This window comes from Fibrella aquatilis, assembly GCF_017353255.1.
GTDB classification, from domain to species: Bacteria; Bacteroidota; Bacteroidia; order Cytophagales; family Spirosomataceae; genus Fibrella; species Fibrella aquatilis.
This window is the reverse complement of the sequence record NZ_JAFMYU010000035.1, coordinates 41186-58274: the sequence shown is the minus strand read 5'-3', so window position 1 is coordinate 58274 and position 17089 is coordinate 41186. Positions and strand designations below refer to the sequence as shown.

Annotated in this window: 10 protein-coding genes; 6 read left to right on the top strand and 4 right to left on the bottom strand. The window is 56.6% G+C overall.

From position 1 onward, the window contains the following. Nucleotides 1-84: 84 nt before the first annotated feature. Nucleotides 85-474: a helix-turn-helix domain-containing protein gene (locus tag J2I48_RS26955; RefSeq protein ID WP_229376830.1), complete on the top strand. Its 390-nt coding sequence runs from the start codon at nt 85-87 to the stop codon at nt 472-474. A 138-nt stretch (nt 475-612) separates the two neighbouring features. Further along, the gene (locus J2I48_RS26950) at nt 613-1884 is read left to right on the top strand and encodes an AGE family epimerase/isomerase (protein ID WP_207338642.1); all 1272 of its coding nucleotides are present in this window, start codon (nt 613-615) and stop codon (nt 1882-1884) included. A 25-nt stretch (nt 1885-1909) separates the two neighbouring features. Here J2I48_RS26950 and J2I48_RS26945 read toward each other — a convergent pair whose 3' ends face one another. The 4 genes from J2I48_RS26945 to J2I48_RS26930 form a co-directional block, all read right to left on the bottom strand. After that, a complete protein-coding gene (locus J2I48_RS26945; protein WP_207338641.1) occupies nt 1910-2530 on the bottom strand; it encodes a response regulator in 621 nt (206 codons plus the stop codon). A 54-nt stretch (nt 2531-2584) separates the two neighbouring features. After that, nucleotides 2585-4027, bottom strand: coding sequence for a TlpA family protein disulfide reductase (locus tag J2I48_RS26940; protein WP_207338640.1), 1443 nt, complete (start codon nt 4025-4027; stop codon nt 2585-2587). Nucleotides 4028-4134: 107 nt separating this feature from the next. Continuing rightward, nucleotides 4135-6585 (bottom strand): ABC transporter permease, encoded by a 2451-nt coding sequence (locus J2I48_RS26935; protein ID WP_207338639.1) that lies wholly within the window; start codon nt 6583-6585, stop codon nt 4135-4137. Nucleotides 6586-6602: 17 nt separating this feature from the next. Beyond that, nucleotides 6603-8999, bottom strand: coding sequence for an ABC transporter permease (locus J2I48_RS26930; RefSeq protein WP_207338638.1), 2397 nt, complete (start codon nt 8997-8999; stop codon nt 6603-6605). 461 nt (nt 9000-9460) lie between these two features. Between J2I48_RS26930 and J2I48_RS26925 the strand changes: the two genes are divergently transcribed. The 4 genes from J2I48_RS26925 to J2I48_RS26910 all read left to right on the top strand — a co-directional run bounded on the left by J2I48_RS26925 (nt 9461) and on the right by J2I48_RS26910 (nt 17055). After that, on the top strand, nt 9461-9778 hold the full coding sequence (locus tag J2I48_RS26925; protein WP_207338637.1) for a hypothetical protein: 318 nt from the start codon (nt 9461-9463) through the stop codon (nt 9776-9778). Between the two features lie 49 nt (nt 9779-9827). Beyond that, complete coding sequence (locus J2I48_RS26920) at nt 9828-11846, top strand: beta strand repeat-containing protein (protein WP_207338636.1); 2019 nt, start codon at nt 9828-9830, stop codon at nt 11844-11846. A 94-nt stretch (nt 11847-11940) separates the two neighbouring features. Beyond that, a complete protein-coding gene (locus J2I48_RS26915) occupies nt 11941-14490 on the top strand; it encodes a beta strand repeat-containing protein (protein ID WP_207338635.1) in 2550 nt (849 codons plus the stop codon). A gap of 99 nt (nt 14491-14589) precedes the next feature. Further along, nucleotides 14590-17055: a beta strand repeat-containing protein gene (locus J2I48_RS26910; protein WP_207338634.1), complete on the top strand. Its 2466-nt coding sequence runs from the start codon at nt 14590-14592 to the stop codon at nt 17053-17055. The last annotated feature ends 34 nt before the right edge of the window (nt 17056-17089 follow it).

Here is a 17089-nt window from a genome sequence, read left to right as displayed (position 1 = left end):
GATGAGACCACGAATTCCATTCGTCGTTAAACCTATGGACTTCCAGTCCATAGTCGTTTAGTGTAGCACAATCTGATAAGAATTATGTTGACAACGATTAGTAATCAGGCTGACTATAAAGCGGTTATGGCCGAAATAGAGACCTACCTGCAACGGGTAACTCAACATGGCAGCTTCGATCTGCTTACACAAGCCGAAGCCGACGAGTTGCAACGGCTATCGCTGATGGCCGAAGCCTTTGAAGACAGTATTCCGCTGATGCCCATTCGGGTGCCAGAAACGCTGCCGGGCATGATCCAGGTGAAAATGGCCGAACGCCAGATGAAGCAAAAAGACATGGCTACCTTTCTGGATATTTCTGCCGCCCGTTTCTCAGAGTTCATGAACGGCAAGCGTCGAATCACCATCGACCTCGCCAAAAAACTCTACGAACGCCTCGACATCAGCCCGGAGTTTATTTTAAAAAAAGCGTAAAACAGTTTAGAGTTTTCAGTTTAGAGTTCTCGGTTGGCTGACCGGTCCGCCGAGAGTACAGGCGCGTCAGCCGGATCGCCGGACCGCAACTGAAAACTCCAAACTGAAAACTCTAAACCGTAAACTCCTTCCTCCCCTTTGCTCGATTTCCACAAAATAGCAGCCGATTGCCAGCAGGCGCTGGTGCATGATCTGGTTCCGTTCTGGCTGCGATATGCCTGCGATGGTATCGGCGGGGGCTATTTTGACCTCCTTACCGCCACTGGTCAGGCCATCGAAGCCGATAAGCAGGTGGCCCGGCAGGCCGAGCAGGTCTGGGCTTTTGCCTATCTCTACACTACCCTGGGGGCCGATCCCGACTGGCTCGACCATGCGCAGCACGGGGCCGATTTTCTGGCGCAGTTTGCTCATACCGACCGCATGGCCTGCTACACCCGTCTCGACCGCATGGGCCGACCCGCTGCCCCCACCCACGGCCCCATCACCCACGACCCGCTGACGGGTGCCCGCGTGGCTTCGGCCTACGCCCAAATGCACCTGGCCACCGCCGACGACCAATGGGCAATGCTGGCCAAGCAAACGCTGCACGTAGCCCTGCGGCATTACCAAACCAGCCGCGAAAAGGCCCTGGCAGCCACCACGGGGCCAATAACCTTACGCCACCTGAGCGGCCCGGTAGCCCTGCTTCGAGCCCTGGTTGACGTCCGCCCGCTCTTCAGCCTCCCCGACTGGAAAGAAGCCACCGAACCCCTGCTCGACGAAATCCTGAATGAATTTGTTGACAAACGGCAGGATATCCTGCGCGAATGGGTGCTGCCCGGCGGGGCCTTCAGCCACACGCCCGAAGGCCGGCGCGTAAGTACAGGCCTGACCATGGAAGCTACGGATCTGCTGGTAGACGTGGGCGTTATGCTCGGCAACCGGAAACTGACACTCCAAGCCATGACCGAATGCCTCCGCCAATGCCAATGGGCGTGGCAGGGACCCACCGATAATCAGACCGGACGAGATATAACACGGACCGTGGTGCCAGATAGCGCAATACAGGGACTGGTGCAATGGGTAGACTGGAAAGACCTGCCCATGACCTTCGCCGGGGCCGATCATCGGCTGGCATCGGTACACGCGCTGGCGTTGGCAGCACTGGCCAATGGCTACCTGCACACCCGCCACCCCGACGCCCCACGCTGGCTTAAACGCATTGCCGACTTCGCCCTCAATCAGTTTCCCGACCACGAGCATCAGGCCTGGCATATGGCGTTAACCGCTAAGAATCAGCCTACTAGCTCATTCAAAGCCATCACCGACGAAGGTTGCTACGCCCTGATACGCGGCTTGGCCAGCACAGCCCAATACGCTGATCAATGCGCCAAACTCCAGCCAGTAGGGTCACGGGTGGCTGGTCATTAGGCATTGGTTATTGGATAGTCATTCGCTACAAAGGATGGTATTTCTGGACGAAGCGGGCGAGTTCGATGTTGCTCTGCGGACCCACTTTTTTGTAGATGCTCTTGCGCAGGGTCTCCACGGCTCGTTCGGTGATGGCCAGCTTTTCTGAGATCTGGCTGATGGTCATGCCTTCGCTGATGAGCCGCACCACGTCTACTTCCCGGCCCGACAACGGACTGGCTGCGGCCTGGGCCTTCTGTTTCTGGCGCATGGCCAAATACGCAGCAGGCAGATAGGGCTTACCGCCCGCTACAGTCTGAATAGCCGAAAATAGCTCGTCGCGGCCATCGCTTTTCAGGCAATAGCCCAGCGCACCGGCCTGTAACATCTGTTCAATCGTCAGCCTGTCATCTTGAGACGAAATAGCTAACACCTGAGTACCAGGATGTTGCCTTCGTACGAGCCGAGTTATTTCGAAGCCAGATGAATCAGGCAGATCGATATCAAACAATAAGACATCGGCGGGGGTGTGGTCCAGAAATTCCAGTACATCCTGCCCGCTATGTAGTACCTCCAACACTTCGTAGTCGGTGGTATCTTCGAGCAACGTCCAGATGCCCTCGGCGAACATCTGGTTGTCATCAACAATTAGCAGTTTTATTTGCATACCGCAAACGTAACAAATCGTTGACGCTACTTGTCTTGTATTTAGTAAAATAGCTTATTTTTTTCGCCGCCGAAACTGAATAAAGTCGGCAACCTGCTCGGCGGGCAGAGCACGGGCAATGATCGTACGGTCCTTATCAAGTACATATACGGTCGGTGTTTTGATCACGTCATATTGCCGCCGGTAGTCGGTGCGGAAGGTGAAATCGTAGCCATTGACCCACCGCTGAATGCCAAATTCACGGATGAATTTCTGCCAGGCATCGGGGCTGTTGTCAACGGCGATGGCGCAAAACTGAACGCCTTTGGCCGTCGAATCCTGCGCAAATTGGGCCAGCGTGGGTATAGAGGCGCGGCAGTGCGTACAGGTAGGGTCGTAGAAAAACAGCACTGTATAATCTGCGTTAACTTGCTTTAAGTCAATGGGTTGGCGAAGTGTATCGCTCACCGCCAATGCTGGAAACGACTTGCCTATCAGCAGCGGTTTGATCGTCTCTACCCGCTTCCTGATGTTGTCGACAGTGGCGGGGTCGGCAGCCGGCATCACGCCGGAGAGGTAATAGTTTTCGGCCATGTGGACAAACAGTCCGTCGGTGCCCATCAGGCGGGGCCGTTCATATTGACTTGTGATGTACCAGATGGCATAGGAAAGCACTTCGCGGTTGGCGCGAGCCTTGTTCACAATCAAATCGGCGCTGGTAATGAGCGAATCGACCACGGGCGCGGTTAGCTCTTGCAAGTAGCGGTCAATCTTACGTTGAAAGATGGGCGTGCGTACTAATCGCTCGTCGCCGAAGTCGATGTTATCCCAGTAATGCGCCTTGTAATATCGGTACTGAAACGTCGAGTCGACCTTGCCATTGGCCTTTTTGGGGGCGGCAGGCACCGTAGGGTCGCCCATCATGCTCAGGAGTTTGCTCACGACCGGTGTGCTGTTTTTTACCAGAAACTGCTGCTGATAAATACGCGCTTTACGCTGAAGCTCAGTCATTTCGCGACGTAGACTAATCTTACTCACCTGGTCACTACGAAAACGCATTTGCAACTCAATGCCCTGCGCTTCGTTGCCAAACGTGAGCATCTGTTGCTGATAAGCATAAAACGCCTCGTTATCCGGCGATCCACTCACGGTCATCTTGGCCACTAGCGATGTGGTGTCGGTCTCGAACGAAAACCGGGGCATGACCAACGGCTTGTCGGTCGCAGCCGAGTCGCCAAAGAGAATGAGTTCCAGCCGTTTGTTTTTGGGGCCAATTACCATATATAGGCCACCGGGCAGGCTTTTGCCCGAAAAGACAAATCGTCCGGCACCATCAATGCGGGCGGTGTCTTTGGGGATGTATTGGCTATGGCCGAAATAGTGGGCCAATACGGCCGTGGTGTCGCGCAGACCCCGAATGCGCCCCTCAATTCGATACCCTTCAGTGGGCACGGTTTGGGCCGAAACGGCAGTGGCAACGCCCAGCAATAGGGCAGCAAAAAATAGCGTCGATTTCATGGGTTGTCGAGGTATGGGTGCGCCTCGAAACGACCACGTCAAAAAACGGGCCAAAAGTTTTAACCTAGGGCGGTAGTGTTGCCGACCAGTGTGCTGGTGCGGCCTTTTTACTCGCTACGCAGGCTCTTGACGGGGTCGGAGAGGGCGGCGCGGATGCTCTGGAATGAGACCGTGAGCAAGGCAATTAGCGCCGCCAGTAGTCCGGCTCCGGCAAACAGCCACCAGTCGAGCGGGGTTTTGTCGGCGAAGTTCTGGAGCCAGCGGGTCATGCCCCACCAGGCTAGCGGCGAGGCCAGCAAAAATGCCACGCCCACCAGTTTCAGGAAGTCTCTGCTAAGCAGTGTTGCAATGCTCGCTACGCTGGCACCCAGCACTTTACGAATGCCGATTTCTTTGGTGCGTTGCTGCGCCATAAACGTGGCTAGGCCAAACAAACCCAGGCAGGCAATGAAGATGGCCAGACCAGCGGCAGCGCCAAACAACTGCCCATACTGCTGCTCGGTGCGGTACTGCTCGTTGTATTTTTCGTCGACAAAGAAATAATCGAAGGGATTGCCGGGGTAGCTGGCTTTGTATAGTTTTTCCAGTTCGGCCAGCTTCTGGGGCATGTTGTCGGGCGTGAGGCGGAGGGTGATCATACCGTTGTTGACTCGCGGGAAAAATACCACCGGCTCGATGGCCACTTTGGGCGACTGGTGCCGGTAGTTGCTCACCACCCCCACCACTTCATAGTCTGACCCCCATTTCACCACCTGCCCCACGGCTTCTTTGGCCGAGTTAAACCCCAGCGCCAGGGCGGCCTTTTCGTTAATTAGCACGGCTCCACCTTTATCGTAGCCGCGTTCGGCCATGGCGTGTGTGAAATTTTGCCCTGCCGCCAGACCAATGCTGAACGTAGGCAAATACCGCTCGTCGATGAAGAGCACATTGTAATTCTTCTGTTCGTCGCCGGGGCGGGGTGTCTGCCGGGTAATGCCGTTGCCGCTGAAGTTGTACCACCGGCCCGGCACGTTACCTGCGTCACACCAGGTTTGCACGTACGACAGCGCCGCCACTTGCTGCTTGAAATTCGCCACCCTACTTCTGAAGTCGGGCTGACTTTTACCGATAGAAGGCCCTTCGATGGTCACTAGCTGGGCCGTACGCATACCCAGGGGCCTGTTTTGCAGAAAGTGCAGTTGCCGGTACATCACCATTGTGACCACCACCAGCGCTACGGCAATACCAAACTGCACCACCACCAGCCCCTGCCGCAGCCACGCCCCCCGGCCCGTTTTGGCTACGCCTACCCGCACCACCTCGGCAGCGCGGGTGCGGGTCATGGCAAAGGCCACATACCCCCCCGACAGCATGGCACCCGCCACCAGCGCCAGCAGCCCCACCAGCCAGAAACCCGCCTGTCCCGATTGCCCCGCCAGCAACATGCCCAGTGACAACTCTTTGTTAATAAACGTGTTGAGTGCAGGCTGAAACAAAGTTAGCAGCAGCAACCCAAGCGCCAGTCCCAGCGCATTGATGAGTACCGATTCGCCCAGGAGCTGCCCTGCCAACTGGCCGTTGGTGGCCCCTACTACCTTGCGTACACCCACTTCTTTGGCGCGTTGCAGGGCCGTGGCGGTACTGAGATTCACGTAGTTGAGCCAGGCAATGAGCACAATAAGCAGGGCCAAACCGCTCAGTAAATACACAAACCGCAGGCTGCCGGTAGTCATCAGTGGGTCGTTGAGCGAGGCACCCAGGTGTTGGTTGGTAAGCGGTTGCAGGCGTATGCTGGTCTGGGTTTCGTCGGGCTTTTTCTGGTGGTAGAAGGCCGTCAGCTTTTTATCGAGCGCTGCCACATTGGCCGTGGGCGAGAGCAGCAGGTACGAGGCCAGAAAATTGTTGCCGTAAGATGTCAGTTCGGCCCAGGTGTTGCCATTTAGGTTGGCTGGAATAGCCAGCGTTTGCAGCGACATCAGCAGGTCGTATTGCAGGTCTGAGTTAGCAGGCATGTTGATATAAACACCACCTACGGTAAAAAGCAGAGAGCCAAACTGCCCATTGAGAGTCAGTAGTTTACCCAGTGCAGGCTGTTCACCAAAGTATTTTTTTTCGGCCTTTTCCGACAGGTAAACTACGCCCGGCCGGGCCAGCCCCGCCGCCGACCCGCTACGCAGGGGAAAGGTGAACACCCGGAAAAAAGAAGCATCGACAAAAGCCACGTCGTCTTCCCGAAACGCCTGCGCTGTGCCGTCAGGGCCGGTGATGCTGACAATGCCCTGTGCCCCGCTCGAAAAGATCCGGCAGGCGGCCTGCACCTCGCCAAAAACCGGTTTGGCATCGGCGATGAGGCCAGCCGGGGTGTATTCGTTGGTTTGGCCACCGGGAGTTTCAAACAGCATACGGTAAGTATTGGCCTTGTTGTCGTGAAACTGGTTCACGCTCCGCTCAAAGGCTACATATTCCCACAGCAGGCCAAAGGTGGCAATGCCCAGGCCCAGCCCTACGATGTTGATGGCGGTGAAGATGCGGTTCTTCCGAAGGTTGCGGAGGCTAATTGTGAGGTAGTGGCGGAACATGGGGCGGTTTGTAGTTTTTATTCACTGCGCAAGCTTTTTACAGGGTTCACCAGGGCGGCGCGGGTGCTTTGGAAGGAGACGGTAAGTAAGGCAATCACGACCGAAATCCCAGCCACGGCCCCCATCATCCACCACTCGATCCGGATGTGGTAGGCGAAATTGGCCAGCCAGTTGGTCATGGCCCACCACGCCACCGGCGTAGCTACGAGCACGGCCACGCCCACGATCCAGACAAACTCGCGGCTGAGCAGCGCCACAATGCCCGACACGCTGGCACCCAGCACTTTACGGATGCCAATTTCTTTGGTGCGTGCCTCCACCGTAAACGTAATCAGCCCCAGCAGCCCCAAACATGCCACCAGCAGCGTAAGTCCCGCAAAGCCGTTGACGAGCGAGGCAAGCCGGGTTTCTTTTACATACAGCCGGTTATAGGCGTCGTCCAGAAAATAATAATCGAACGGGGCGGCGTTGGTGCTTGCCCGGCCCGCCTGTTCGTAGAGGAGCTTGAGGTTACCCAGGGCTACGGGCACGGTTAGTTTGGGGTCTAGTTTCACCAGCAAATAACCCCCGTCGGCCACCACGGCGCGGCTGCTGTCGGTTACCACGCGGAGCATAGCTGGGGTCTGACTTTTTTGCAGGCCAAATAGGTTGAAATTCGCTACCACCCCCTGCACTGCGTCACCATTCGGGTTAAACGGGTCGGGGTGGGGGAGGGTGGTTACGGTTTCGCCCGCGTCGGTCAGGGTTTGCTCATTGAGCACCGATATGTCGTGAGCCAGGGGTTGCCTTCCCCAGCCCACGGGCGGCAGTTTCCAGCCAATATTGAGGGTTTTGAAAAAGCCTTCGTCAACGGTTAGCTGGTTCACCAGCAGCTGTTTCTTGTCACGCTTGGTGGTCAGAAAATAAGTGGATATGCTGGAGGTATAAAGGCGGGTATTGGTGGCGGCCACCTGCGCGGCCCCAGCCCAGGTGCGCACGGCATCGCGGAAGGCCATATACTGCGGAGCCATGTCGGCATCGATAGTGATGGCCACCACCTGCGCCCGGTCCAGGCCAATATGTTTGGTTTGGAGGTAGCGCATCTGAGTATAGACGACCAGGCCGCACAGTAGCAACCCCGCCGACGCCGCAAACTGCCCCGTGGTGAGCACCTGGCGCATGCCCACGCCCCGCGTACCCGGCGACAGCGCCCCTTTGAGAGCCTCCTGCGGCCTGAACCGCGACAGCATCAGGGCGGGGTAGCCTCCTGCCAGCAAAGCGCAGAGCAGCCACAAACACACGGCCAGCAACCAGTATACAGGCTGTTGAAAGACCCGCTCATCCATCCTGATGTCGAGTTGGGTATTCACCCAGTGGAAAAGCAGCACTAGCAAGAGCAGGGCCAGTCCGAAGGCCAGCGTGGTAGTCAGGAACGATTCGATGTAGAACTGGCTGATCAACTCGCGGCGCTGACCACCAATGGCTTTGCGCACCCCCACCTCACGGGCACGCTGAGCGGCGCGGGCGGTGGTCAGGCTCACGTAGTTGGTCATGGCCAGCACCAGAATAAGCAGGGCTACGCCAATAAACGTATATAGATCCTGCCGGGCCGTGCTACCCGCCTGTCGGCTGTCGAGGTGGAGCGAAGGCAGAGGTTCAAGCAAAAATTTCGCCGAATTGTCGTGGTCTACTTTCAGGTTTTTATTGATTGTCAGCAGCTTGGCGGCGGTGTTGGCGGGGTCGGTGCCGGGACGGAGCACGAGGTAGGTATCCAGAAAACCGGCATGTTCCCAAACGAATCTATTGTTGTCGCCCAGGGTGGACACACTGCTCAGCGACACCAGCGCGTCGAACTGAATGACGGAGTTGGTGGGCAGGTCGGCGAAAACGCCGGAGACGGTTAGGGGGTATTTTTTGTCGTAAATGAGGGTTTTGCCCACCGGGTTTTGCGGCCCGAAGAGCTTGTCGGCTACGGGGCGGGTGAGCACAATCTGGCCCGGCTGTGCCAGGGCTGTGCGCGGGTCGCCGCTTGTGAGCGCGAAGCCCATTACTGACAGAAACGAGGCGTCGGCAAACTGCAGGGCGTTAGGCTTGGTGCGATGATCGGCGTCGGTCTGTAGCCAGGTGGGGCGGGGGTACGATGCGTAGCGCACCAGTTGCTCCACTTCGGGCAGCTGGCGGTTGGCTTCGCGCCCAAATGCTTCGTGCAGGTTGGTGGAGTTCATCTCATCGTCGCCATATCGGGCATAGCTCAGCACCCGGTAAGTACGGTCGGCGGTGGGGTGAAATTGGTCGTAGTGAAATTCGTGCCAGGCGTAGAGGCCAATGTAGGTACTGACGGCCAGCCCCACGGCTAAACCACCGATGTTCAGGGCCGAGTAAAGCCGGTTGCGCCTCAACTGACGCAGGGCAAGCAGAAGATAGGAGCGGAGCATACGTTGACAGGGGAAAGAGCCTGGGTATACCGGTGTCAACAGCCGTGCCAGGGGCCGAAAAGGCTATTTTGAGAAAATGAGGGCTGTTTTTGGTAAAAAGTCTGTCCGAAACCGGACGGCTGTTGTCCGTTACGGAGGTAGAAGACCGCCTAGTATATAGTGGCATGAATCACCTACCGTTTAGTATAAAATCAGAAGTTTTATGCTCTATGGATTTGCAATAGAGTCATGTTTTTATGCAACACCGCCTGTCATTGATGAGCTGGAGAGGTAGTTTATTGCTGGAATAGTTATAAACGGCAATGGTATTCTCACGAATGTATGGTTATGTTTACTACCTAACCGCACCTTGTTTGATGCTTTGTCTAACGCGTACATTTAGCCTTTGAACAAGCGGGCAGTGGTTGCCCGGCTAGTTGGAACCTTACCTCAACGAACAGCATACCTACCTGCTCTGTCTTATGCGTACTCCTCCACTTTTTGCGGCCCTCGGTGTCATGCTCTTTGGCAGCGGCACACTTTTCGCTCAGTCGTCGGCCAAGCCCGACAGCACCCATACGTCGTCGGGTGGGTCTACGGTCGTGATCCGGCAATCGGGCACGGGCAACTCGGCTACTGTAACCCAGACCAGCGCTGATGGCAAGACTACGGTGGTTACCTCGACCAACGGCGGCAACACCAGCGTAGTCCGCCACGATGGCAACTCGTCGGTGCACATCGAGCAATCGGGGCCAGCAGACCGGCCCAAACCAGCACCTGACAAACGTAAGCCAGACTGATTGCAGACTAACCGCCTTTCACTGACTCTAATCCATACACTTCCGATTTATGAAAAAATGTATTCTTACCGGTGCGACGTTGCTGGCTTTCGTAGCTGCATCGTATGCCCAAAATACGGCCACCCTCAACCAGAACGGTGGTTACCAGACCACGGTACAAAACCAGTCAGGCAGTCTCCAGAATTCGACCATCAACCAAAACCAAGGTGCGGGTGTGAACATCGGCAACTGGGCTGGTACCTACCAGACGGGCAACGCCGCCAACACGGCCACAATTAACCAGAATGGCGTGGGCACTAATGGCAGTCAGGGCAACCGGGCGAAGTTTACGCAGGGTGGTGGTATTGGCAATGCAGGCATGATCAACCAAAACGGCGGTGCCCTGGGCACCAGTGGGTCGGTGTCTGGTAATTTCCAGGCCAGCATGAACGCGGTGTCGGGCAGTGGCAACTTCGGTACTATTTACCAGCAGGGCAACAACAATACCGGCGTGATGCTGAACCAGAATAACCTCAGCAAAGACAACGTAGGTGAGATCTGGCAGAATGGTAATGGCAACATCAATACCACTGTCAGCCAGAAGGACAACTCGTTTGCCAACAAGTCGGAGGTGTTTCAGGGATATACAGGCATCAATACGCCTGGTGCCACCGCCAGCACGGGTGGTAAGGCCACCGTGGAACAAAACGGAGCCAGTGCTTCGAAGAGCAGCAGTTATAACCAAAGTGAAGTGAAGCAGTCGGGTATTGGCGAGGTGGCCACCACCCGGCAAAATGCCAGCGCCGACGGGTCGAGCGATAACAACAAAACGAAGATCTCGCAGACCGGGCAGGCCCAGGTAGCCACTACTGACCAAAACGCCGGTGTGGCTGGCAACTCCAGCTACAACGAGGCCACCGTCGACCAGATGGATTTTGGTAACACAGCTACAGTGCAACAGACTAATAACAGCGACCACAACAAGGCCACCGTCACTCAGAGCGGCTCGATGATTGGTAGTGGCAACACCGCCACCGTGCAGCAAAACGGCGGTAGCAGCATGGCCGAATCAAGCCATGACAATACCGCCACCCTGACCCAGACGGGTTTGTCGAACGTAGCTACGATTCAGCAGATCGCGGGTGGCGGCAACGATGCGTACCTCAATATCGGAACCACCACGCAGACCGGCAACGGTCACCTGGCCCTGACCGAACAAAACGCGGGTAGCCTGGGCGACAGCTACGGCAACGAAGCTACGATCATGCAGGTCGGTACCACGGGCGCACACAACGCCGTAGTGAAGCAGTCGAACTATAGCTCAAACAACAAAGCTACGGTAGACCAGAGCGGGGCTACCCAGAAAGCCACCGTATTGCAAATGGGTGGCGCAACGGGCAGCAGTACCAACAACATAGCCACGGTCATGCAGAGTGGTAGTGGCAACACCACCACCATCGAAGAAGTTAATTATAGCCAGTACAACAAAGCCGATGTTACCCAATCGGGAACAAATAACGTGGGTAACATTAAGCAGGCTGACGACGCTACTTATAACCAGGCTAAGATTACCCAGAGCGGTAGCGGCAACAGTGCCGTGCTAGACCAGCGTTTCGGTGAGTCCTACGCCAAAGGCGAAATCAAGCAAAGCGGCGGCAGCAACCAAGCCGAGATGTACCAGTTTAAAGGTGGCGACGGTGACGCCAGCGGTACAGGGAATCAGGGCACGATTGACCAGCTGACTACTGGCACGGGCAACTTCGCCCGACTATATCAAGGCGACCTGTATAATTACTCGATTGGTGGGGTAGCCAATGATAACACGGCCATCATTACGCAGCGGGGTAGTAATAACTACGCCAATATGTGGCAAGCTGGCAACCGCAATACGGTAGGCATTACCCAAACTGGTGATAACAACCGGGTGCAGGGGCTGGTAGGTGATCCCTACATCGATGCCCGCCAGCACGGCAATGATAACACCTTGACCATTAGCCAGACAAGTGCTACGGGCGGTCCGGGTAATACGGCCTACGTACAGCAAGTGGGTACGGGCAATAGCTCGGTGATCACGCAAAGCAATAACTAAACATTTCGTACGATTACGGGCGCCGGTCGCTGATTGACATTACGTTCGCTTGTACGTAGTCGATCAGCGACCGGCTCGTTTACCACCACTCACGATGAAAAAAGTTATCCTCACCGGGGCGTTGCTGCTGGCTTTTGTGGCCGCCTCATATGCCCAGAACATAGCCACGCTTAACCAGAACGGCAATGCCCAGTCGGCTACGCAGCTTCAGACGGGTACGTTACAAACGTCTATCATCAACCAAAATAAAGGTGCTGGGGCGGCGGTCAACTATGGCAACTACGGCTACACCGAACAAACAGGTACCGGCCCCAACACCGCCACCATCAACCAGAATGGCGCAGGTGCCAACGGGTCGCAACGTAACCGGGCGGGCATCACGCAGTCGGGGGGCAATGGGAACACGGCCACGCTCAACCAGAACGGCGGCGCATTGGGCCTGAGTGGTGGTGGCACCACAGCTCCAACCGCCAACGCCAACACGCCGGTGCCCGATGGCAACTACAGCGGTATTCTCCAGAAAGGCAGTAATAACACGGGGGTGCAGATTGACCAGAACAACAAGAGCACCAACAACTTCGGCGAGATCTGGCAGAACGGCAACAACAATAGCAACACCACCATCAGCCAGAGTAACAACGCCAACAACAACAAGGCCGAGGTGTTTCAGGGTTTCACAGACCGTAGCGTACCAGGCACGGCCAGCACTAGTAATAAGGCCACGGTGCAACAAAACGGCGACGGAACGCTGGCAGGTGCCAGCTACGACAACACCGTACGGGTGCAACAGATTGGTACAGGTCACCTGGCCACCAGTCAGCAGAACGCCGGCGCGGGTGGCGACAGCTATGGCAACCGCAACACCGTAGACCAGTCGGGAACGGGGCAGACATCGAGTACACAACAAAACGGAACGCTCAACGGCGATTCGCACGATAACCGGTCTACTACCACCCAGGCCGATTATAACAACACTGCCACGGTAGAGCAAAATGGCCGCAGCCACGACAACCGCGCCCGTATTGACCAGAAAGGCTCAACGGCGGGGATGGGCAACACGGCCACGGTGCGGCAGAGCGGCGGCATAACGGGCGAAAGCCGGTTTAACAGGGCCGACATTGACCAGGACGGTACGCTCAACACGGCCCTCATTAATCAGAGCGATGGAACGGGTGGCAGCGCGGCCAACGTCAGCCGCAGCAACCGGGCCACGATTGACCAAAAAGGCGACAGCCACACAGCCAAGATTTATCAGCAACCAGGTGCCGATGGTAATTCGGGCGATAACGAGGCATCTATCACGCAACGAGCAGTGGATAATACGGCGGTCATCACCCAAAGCAACAGGTCAATCAACAACCTGGCCGACGTGGTGCAGCGGGGGTCTACCACCAACAATGGCAACAATGCTACGGTCAATCAGAACGACATCAGCCGCTATCAAACCGCTACGGTACGGCAGAATGGCGAAAACCTGACCAGCAATGTCAACCAGAACGGAAATAATACAGACGGTGTAGCCAGCGCTGGCAACATAGCCGAGACCATACAGACGGGCAAAAACCACAGCGCCGAAATTTCACAGTCGGCGGGTAGTGATGGGACAAGTTTATTGAATATAGCGGCTATTGACCAGGCTGGCAACGCGCTTCAGCACAACGCCACCATTGAGCAGGACAATGCCAGCGGGCTTAACCTGGCTACAGTAAAGCAGCGGGGCAGTGGCAATACCGCTTATGTAGGTCAGCTGGGCGTAGCCTTCGGTTTCGACATCGTCAGTGCAGGCAATATAGCCACGGTTGATCAGTCGGGCAGGAAGCAGGAAGCCACTGTTTATCAGGCCGATAATGCCACCGACAACGTAGCTGTCATAACCCAGTCAGATGCCCGCAACTATACCGAACTGTACCAGGCGGTGGCTGCTTCTGAGAACCAGGCTACCATTACCCAGAGCGGAACGGATGGCTACGCCTATGCAGAGCAGGCATTCAATGCCAGCGGCAATCAGCTTACGGTTACCCAGTCGGGTGCTACCAACTATACCGAACTTTATCAAAAGAGCGCAGCCTCAGACAATCGGCTGACGGTTACTCAATCAGGTGCTACCAATAGCGCCAGGGTTTACCAGCAAGATGGCGCTACCGACAACCAGGCTATGATTGAGCAAAGCGGTACGAATGACCGTGCCTCGGTGCGGCAGCAGAATGGGTCGGATAAGGCCTACGCGGAAGTAAAGCAAAGTGGCCCGAACAATACCGGCAATACGTATCAGTATGAGGGTACTGGCAATGATGCCCGCATTGACCAGCTCACCACCGGCGGTGATAACCTGGCCGCTATCTACCAGGGTGATGGTGGCGTGTCGAACCGGAACGTAAGCTCAGTGAAGCAACGTGGCAATGAAAACCAGGCATTGCTGGACATCATTGGTGATGACAATACGGCTACGGTGAAGCAAACGGGAAAAGGAAACGTGGTGAAAGGAACAAGCGCATCTCCCTATCCAAGCTTTGCCGGTCAGTATGGCAACAGTAACGTACTCACCATCGACCAGACCAGCGCTGCCGCCGGACCGGGCAATACGGCCAGTGTGCTTCAGGTGGGTACAGGAAATGCGTCAGTGATTACTCAGGGTAACAACTAATATGCCGCCTAGTAAACAACTAACGAAAGTTAGTTTTGAAGCTTGATATTGAGGCATATTTAAACACGATTAACTACCAACCATTTTCTAAAATCCACGATGAAAAAAGTTATCCTCACCGGGGCGCTGCTGCTGGCTTTCGTGGCCGCCACCCAGGCCCAGAACACGGCCACCCTCAACCAGAACGGCGCCTACCAGTCAGCCGTCCAGAACCAGACCGGCGCCAACCAGAGCTCAACCATCAACCAGAACCAGGGCAGCGCCACCAACAAAGGCAACTGGGCGGGCACCTTCCAGACCGGCACGCTGCTCAACACGGCCACCGTCAACCAGAAAGACGGCGCCCAGGGCAACCGGGCGGGGGTGACCCAGGGCGGGGGCAGCGGCAACGTGGGCACCATCAACCAGAACGGCGGGGCGCTGGGCCTGAGCGGCATGGCCAGCCCCCCCCCGGCGGCCAACGGCATTGCGCCGGTGGGCGACGGCAACCTGGCGGGCATTGGCCAGAGTGGCAGCACCAACGCGGCGACGATCAACCAGAACAACAGCAGCTTCAAGAACAGCGCGGAGGTCTGGCAGAACGGCAGCACCAACAGCGGCAGCATCAGCCAGAACGACAACTCGGTCAACAACAAGGCCGAGGTCTTCCAGGGTTACACGGGTCGGCTGGCACCGGGTGCCCCCAGCAGCAGCACGGCCACCATCAGCCAGAACGGCGACGGCACGGCCCTGGGCCAGAGCGCTGACAACAAGGCACGGGTGCAGCAGATCGGCAACGGCCACATCGCCACCAGCCAGCAGAACGGGGCGGCGGGCAAGGACAGCTACGGCAACCAGAACACGGTCGATCAGTCGGGCAGTGCCCAGGTCTCGAGCACCCAGCAGAACGCGACGGCCAACGGCGACAGCCACGACAACACGGCCAGCACCACCCAGGCTGATTTTGAGAACATCGCCACGGTAGAGCAGAACGGTCGGAGCAACAACAACACGGCCACAGTGGACCAGAAGGGTTCGACGGCGGGCATGGGCAACACGGCCCTCATCCGGCAGAACGGGGGCGTGGCTGGCCTGAGCGAGTTCAACAAGGCAACGGCCAAGCAGAACGGGTCGATGAACACGGCGGAGCTCTACCAGAACGAAGGGGCTGGCAGCAGCAACAAGAGCAACGGCAACACGGCCACGACCGAGCAGACGGGCAGCGGGCACGTGGCCAAGGTCTACCAGAACGCGGGGAGTGCGGGCAACGCCTCGGGCAACACGGGGAGCATCACCCAGACGACGGTGGACAACGCGGCGGTGATCACCCAGAGCAACCTGACGATGGCCAACGTGGCGAGCATCACCCAGAAGGGGGCCACCACGCTCAACGGCAACGACGGGCGCATCAACCAAAACGATCGTAGTGACCACCAGACAGCCGAGATAAAGCAGAATGGTACTAACCTGCTGAGTGCCATCAACCAGAACGGTAATACCACCTTCGGCACCAACAGCAGCTATAACACGGCCACAACTGACCAAACCGGTGCCCTCCACAGCGCAGCTATCAGCCAGGAAGCGGGCGGTACTGGCACTGGCACCAGCGACAATAACAAGGCCCTGATTACACAAAGCGGTACGGCGCTTCAGCATGATGCTGTTATTGAACAGAGTGATCTAAGTAGCCGTAACCAGGCCACTATCACGCAGATAGGCAGCGGACAGCGAGGCAACATCTACCAGGACGGTGCGTATTTTGGTGCCCCCGGCACTGGTAGTGCCGACAACAAGGCTACGCTTGACCAGTCGGGTACACGGCAAACCGGCAATATTTTCCAGGCCAATGGTGCCACGTTTGGTACGGCAACGGTGACGCAATCGGGCCTGACCAATACGGCCAACGTCTATCAGGCTGTTGCTGCCACTGGTAACACCGCTACCATGACGCAAACGGGCACAAGTGGTAATGGGGTTATTGAGCAGAGCTTCACGGCTTCCAACAACACAGCCACCATGACCCAATCAGGAGCTACTAATGCTGGAACCATACTCCAGAACAGTATTGCAAGTGGTAACACAGGTACAGTTACGCAAAGCGGTACTGGCGGTTCTGCTCGGATTGAGCAGCGCACTAGCACCTTCAACTCGGTGGGGGAAATCAAGCAAAGCGGTACAACCAACCAGGCTAGCATCTACGAGTACCGGGGCACAGGTGATAACGTACTGATCGATCAGTTAACCACTGGGTCCAACAACAGCGCTATTGTGTATCATGGCGATGGTACTCCACCTACATCGTCTGACCGTAACACAACAACCGTGAAGCAGCGGGGCGATTCTAATACTACGAGGTTTGACGGGTTGGGCAGCGATAACGTGAATACCTTCACGCAGACAGGTAAGAGTAACCTCATCAGGGGTATAACTGGCGTGTCACCCTTCAGTAGTTATGCTGGTCAGTATGGCAACAGCAACACACTGACTATTGACCAGACCAGCGCCGCTGCCGGACCGGGTAATACGGCCAGCGTGAATCAGGTTGGCAACTTCAACAATTCGGTGATTACACAGAGCAATAATTAAGGCACAAATTTTGCCTTCAGGGTGTGAACAATCA

Coding starts and splice junctions, on each gene's coding strand:
- J2I48_RS26955 (WP_229376830.1), top strand. CDS start 85: ATGTTGACAACGATTAGTAATCAGGCTGACTATAAAGCGGTTATGGCC.
- J2I48_RS26945 (WP_207338641.1), bottom strand. CDS start 2,530: ATGCAAATAAAACTGCTAATTGTTGATGACAACCAGATGTTCGCCGAG.
- J2I48_RS26940 (WP_207338640.1), bottom strand. CDS start 4,027: ATGAAATCGACGCTATTTTTTGCTGCCCTATTGCTGGGCGTTGCCACT.
- J2I48_RS26935 (WP_207338639.1), bottom strand. CDS start 6,585: ATGTTCCGCCACTACCTCACAATTAGCCTCCGCAACCTTCGGAAGAAC.
- J2I48_RS26930 (WP_207338638.1), bottom strand. CDS start 8,999: ATGCTCCGCTCCTATCTTCTGCTTGCCCTGCGTCAGTTGAGGCGCAAC.
- J2I48_RS26925 (WP_207338637.1), top strand. CDS start 9,461: ATGCGTACTCCTCCACTTTTTGCGGCCCTCGGTGTCATGCTCTTTGGC.
- J2I48_RS26920 (WP_207338636.1), top strand. CDS start 9,828: ATGAAAAAATGTATTCTTACCGGTGCGACGTTGCTGGCTTTCGTAGCT.
- J2I48_RS26915 (WP_207338635.1), top strand. CDS start 11,941: ATGAAAAAAGTTATCCTCACCGGGGCGTTGCTGCTGGCTTTTGTGGCC.
- J2I48_RS26910 (WP_207338634.1), top strand. CDS start 14,590: ATGAAAAAAGTTATCCTCACCGGGGCGCTGCTGCTGGCTTTCGTGGCC.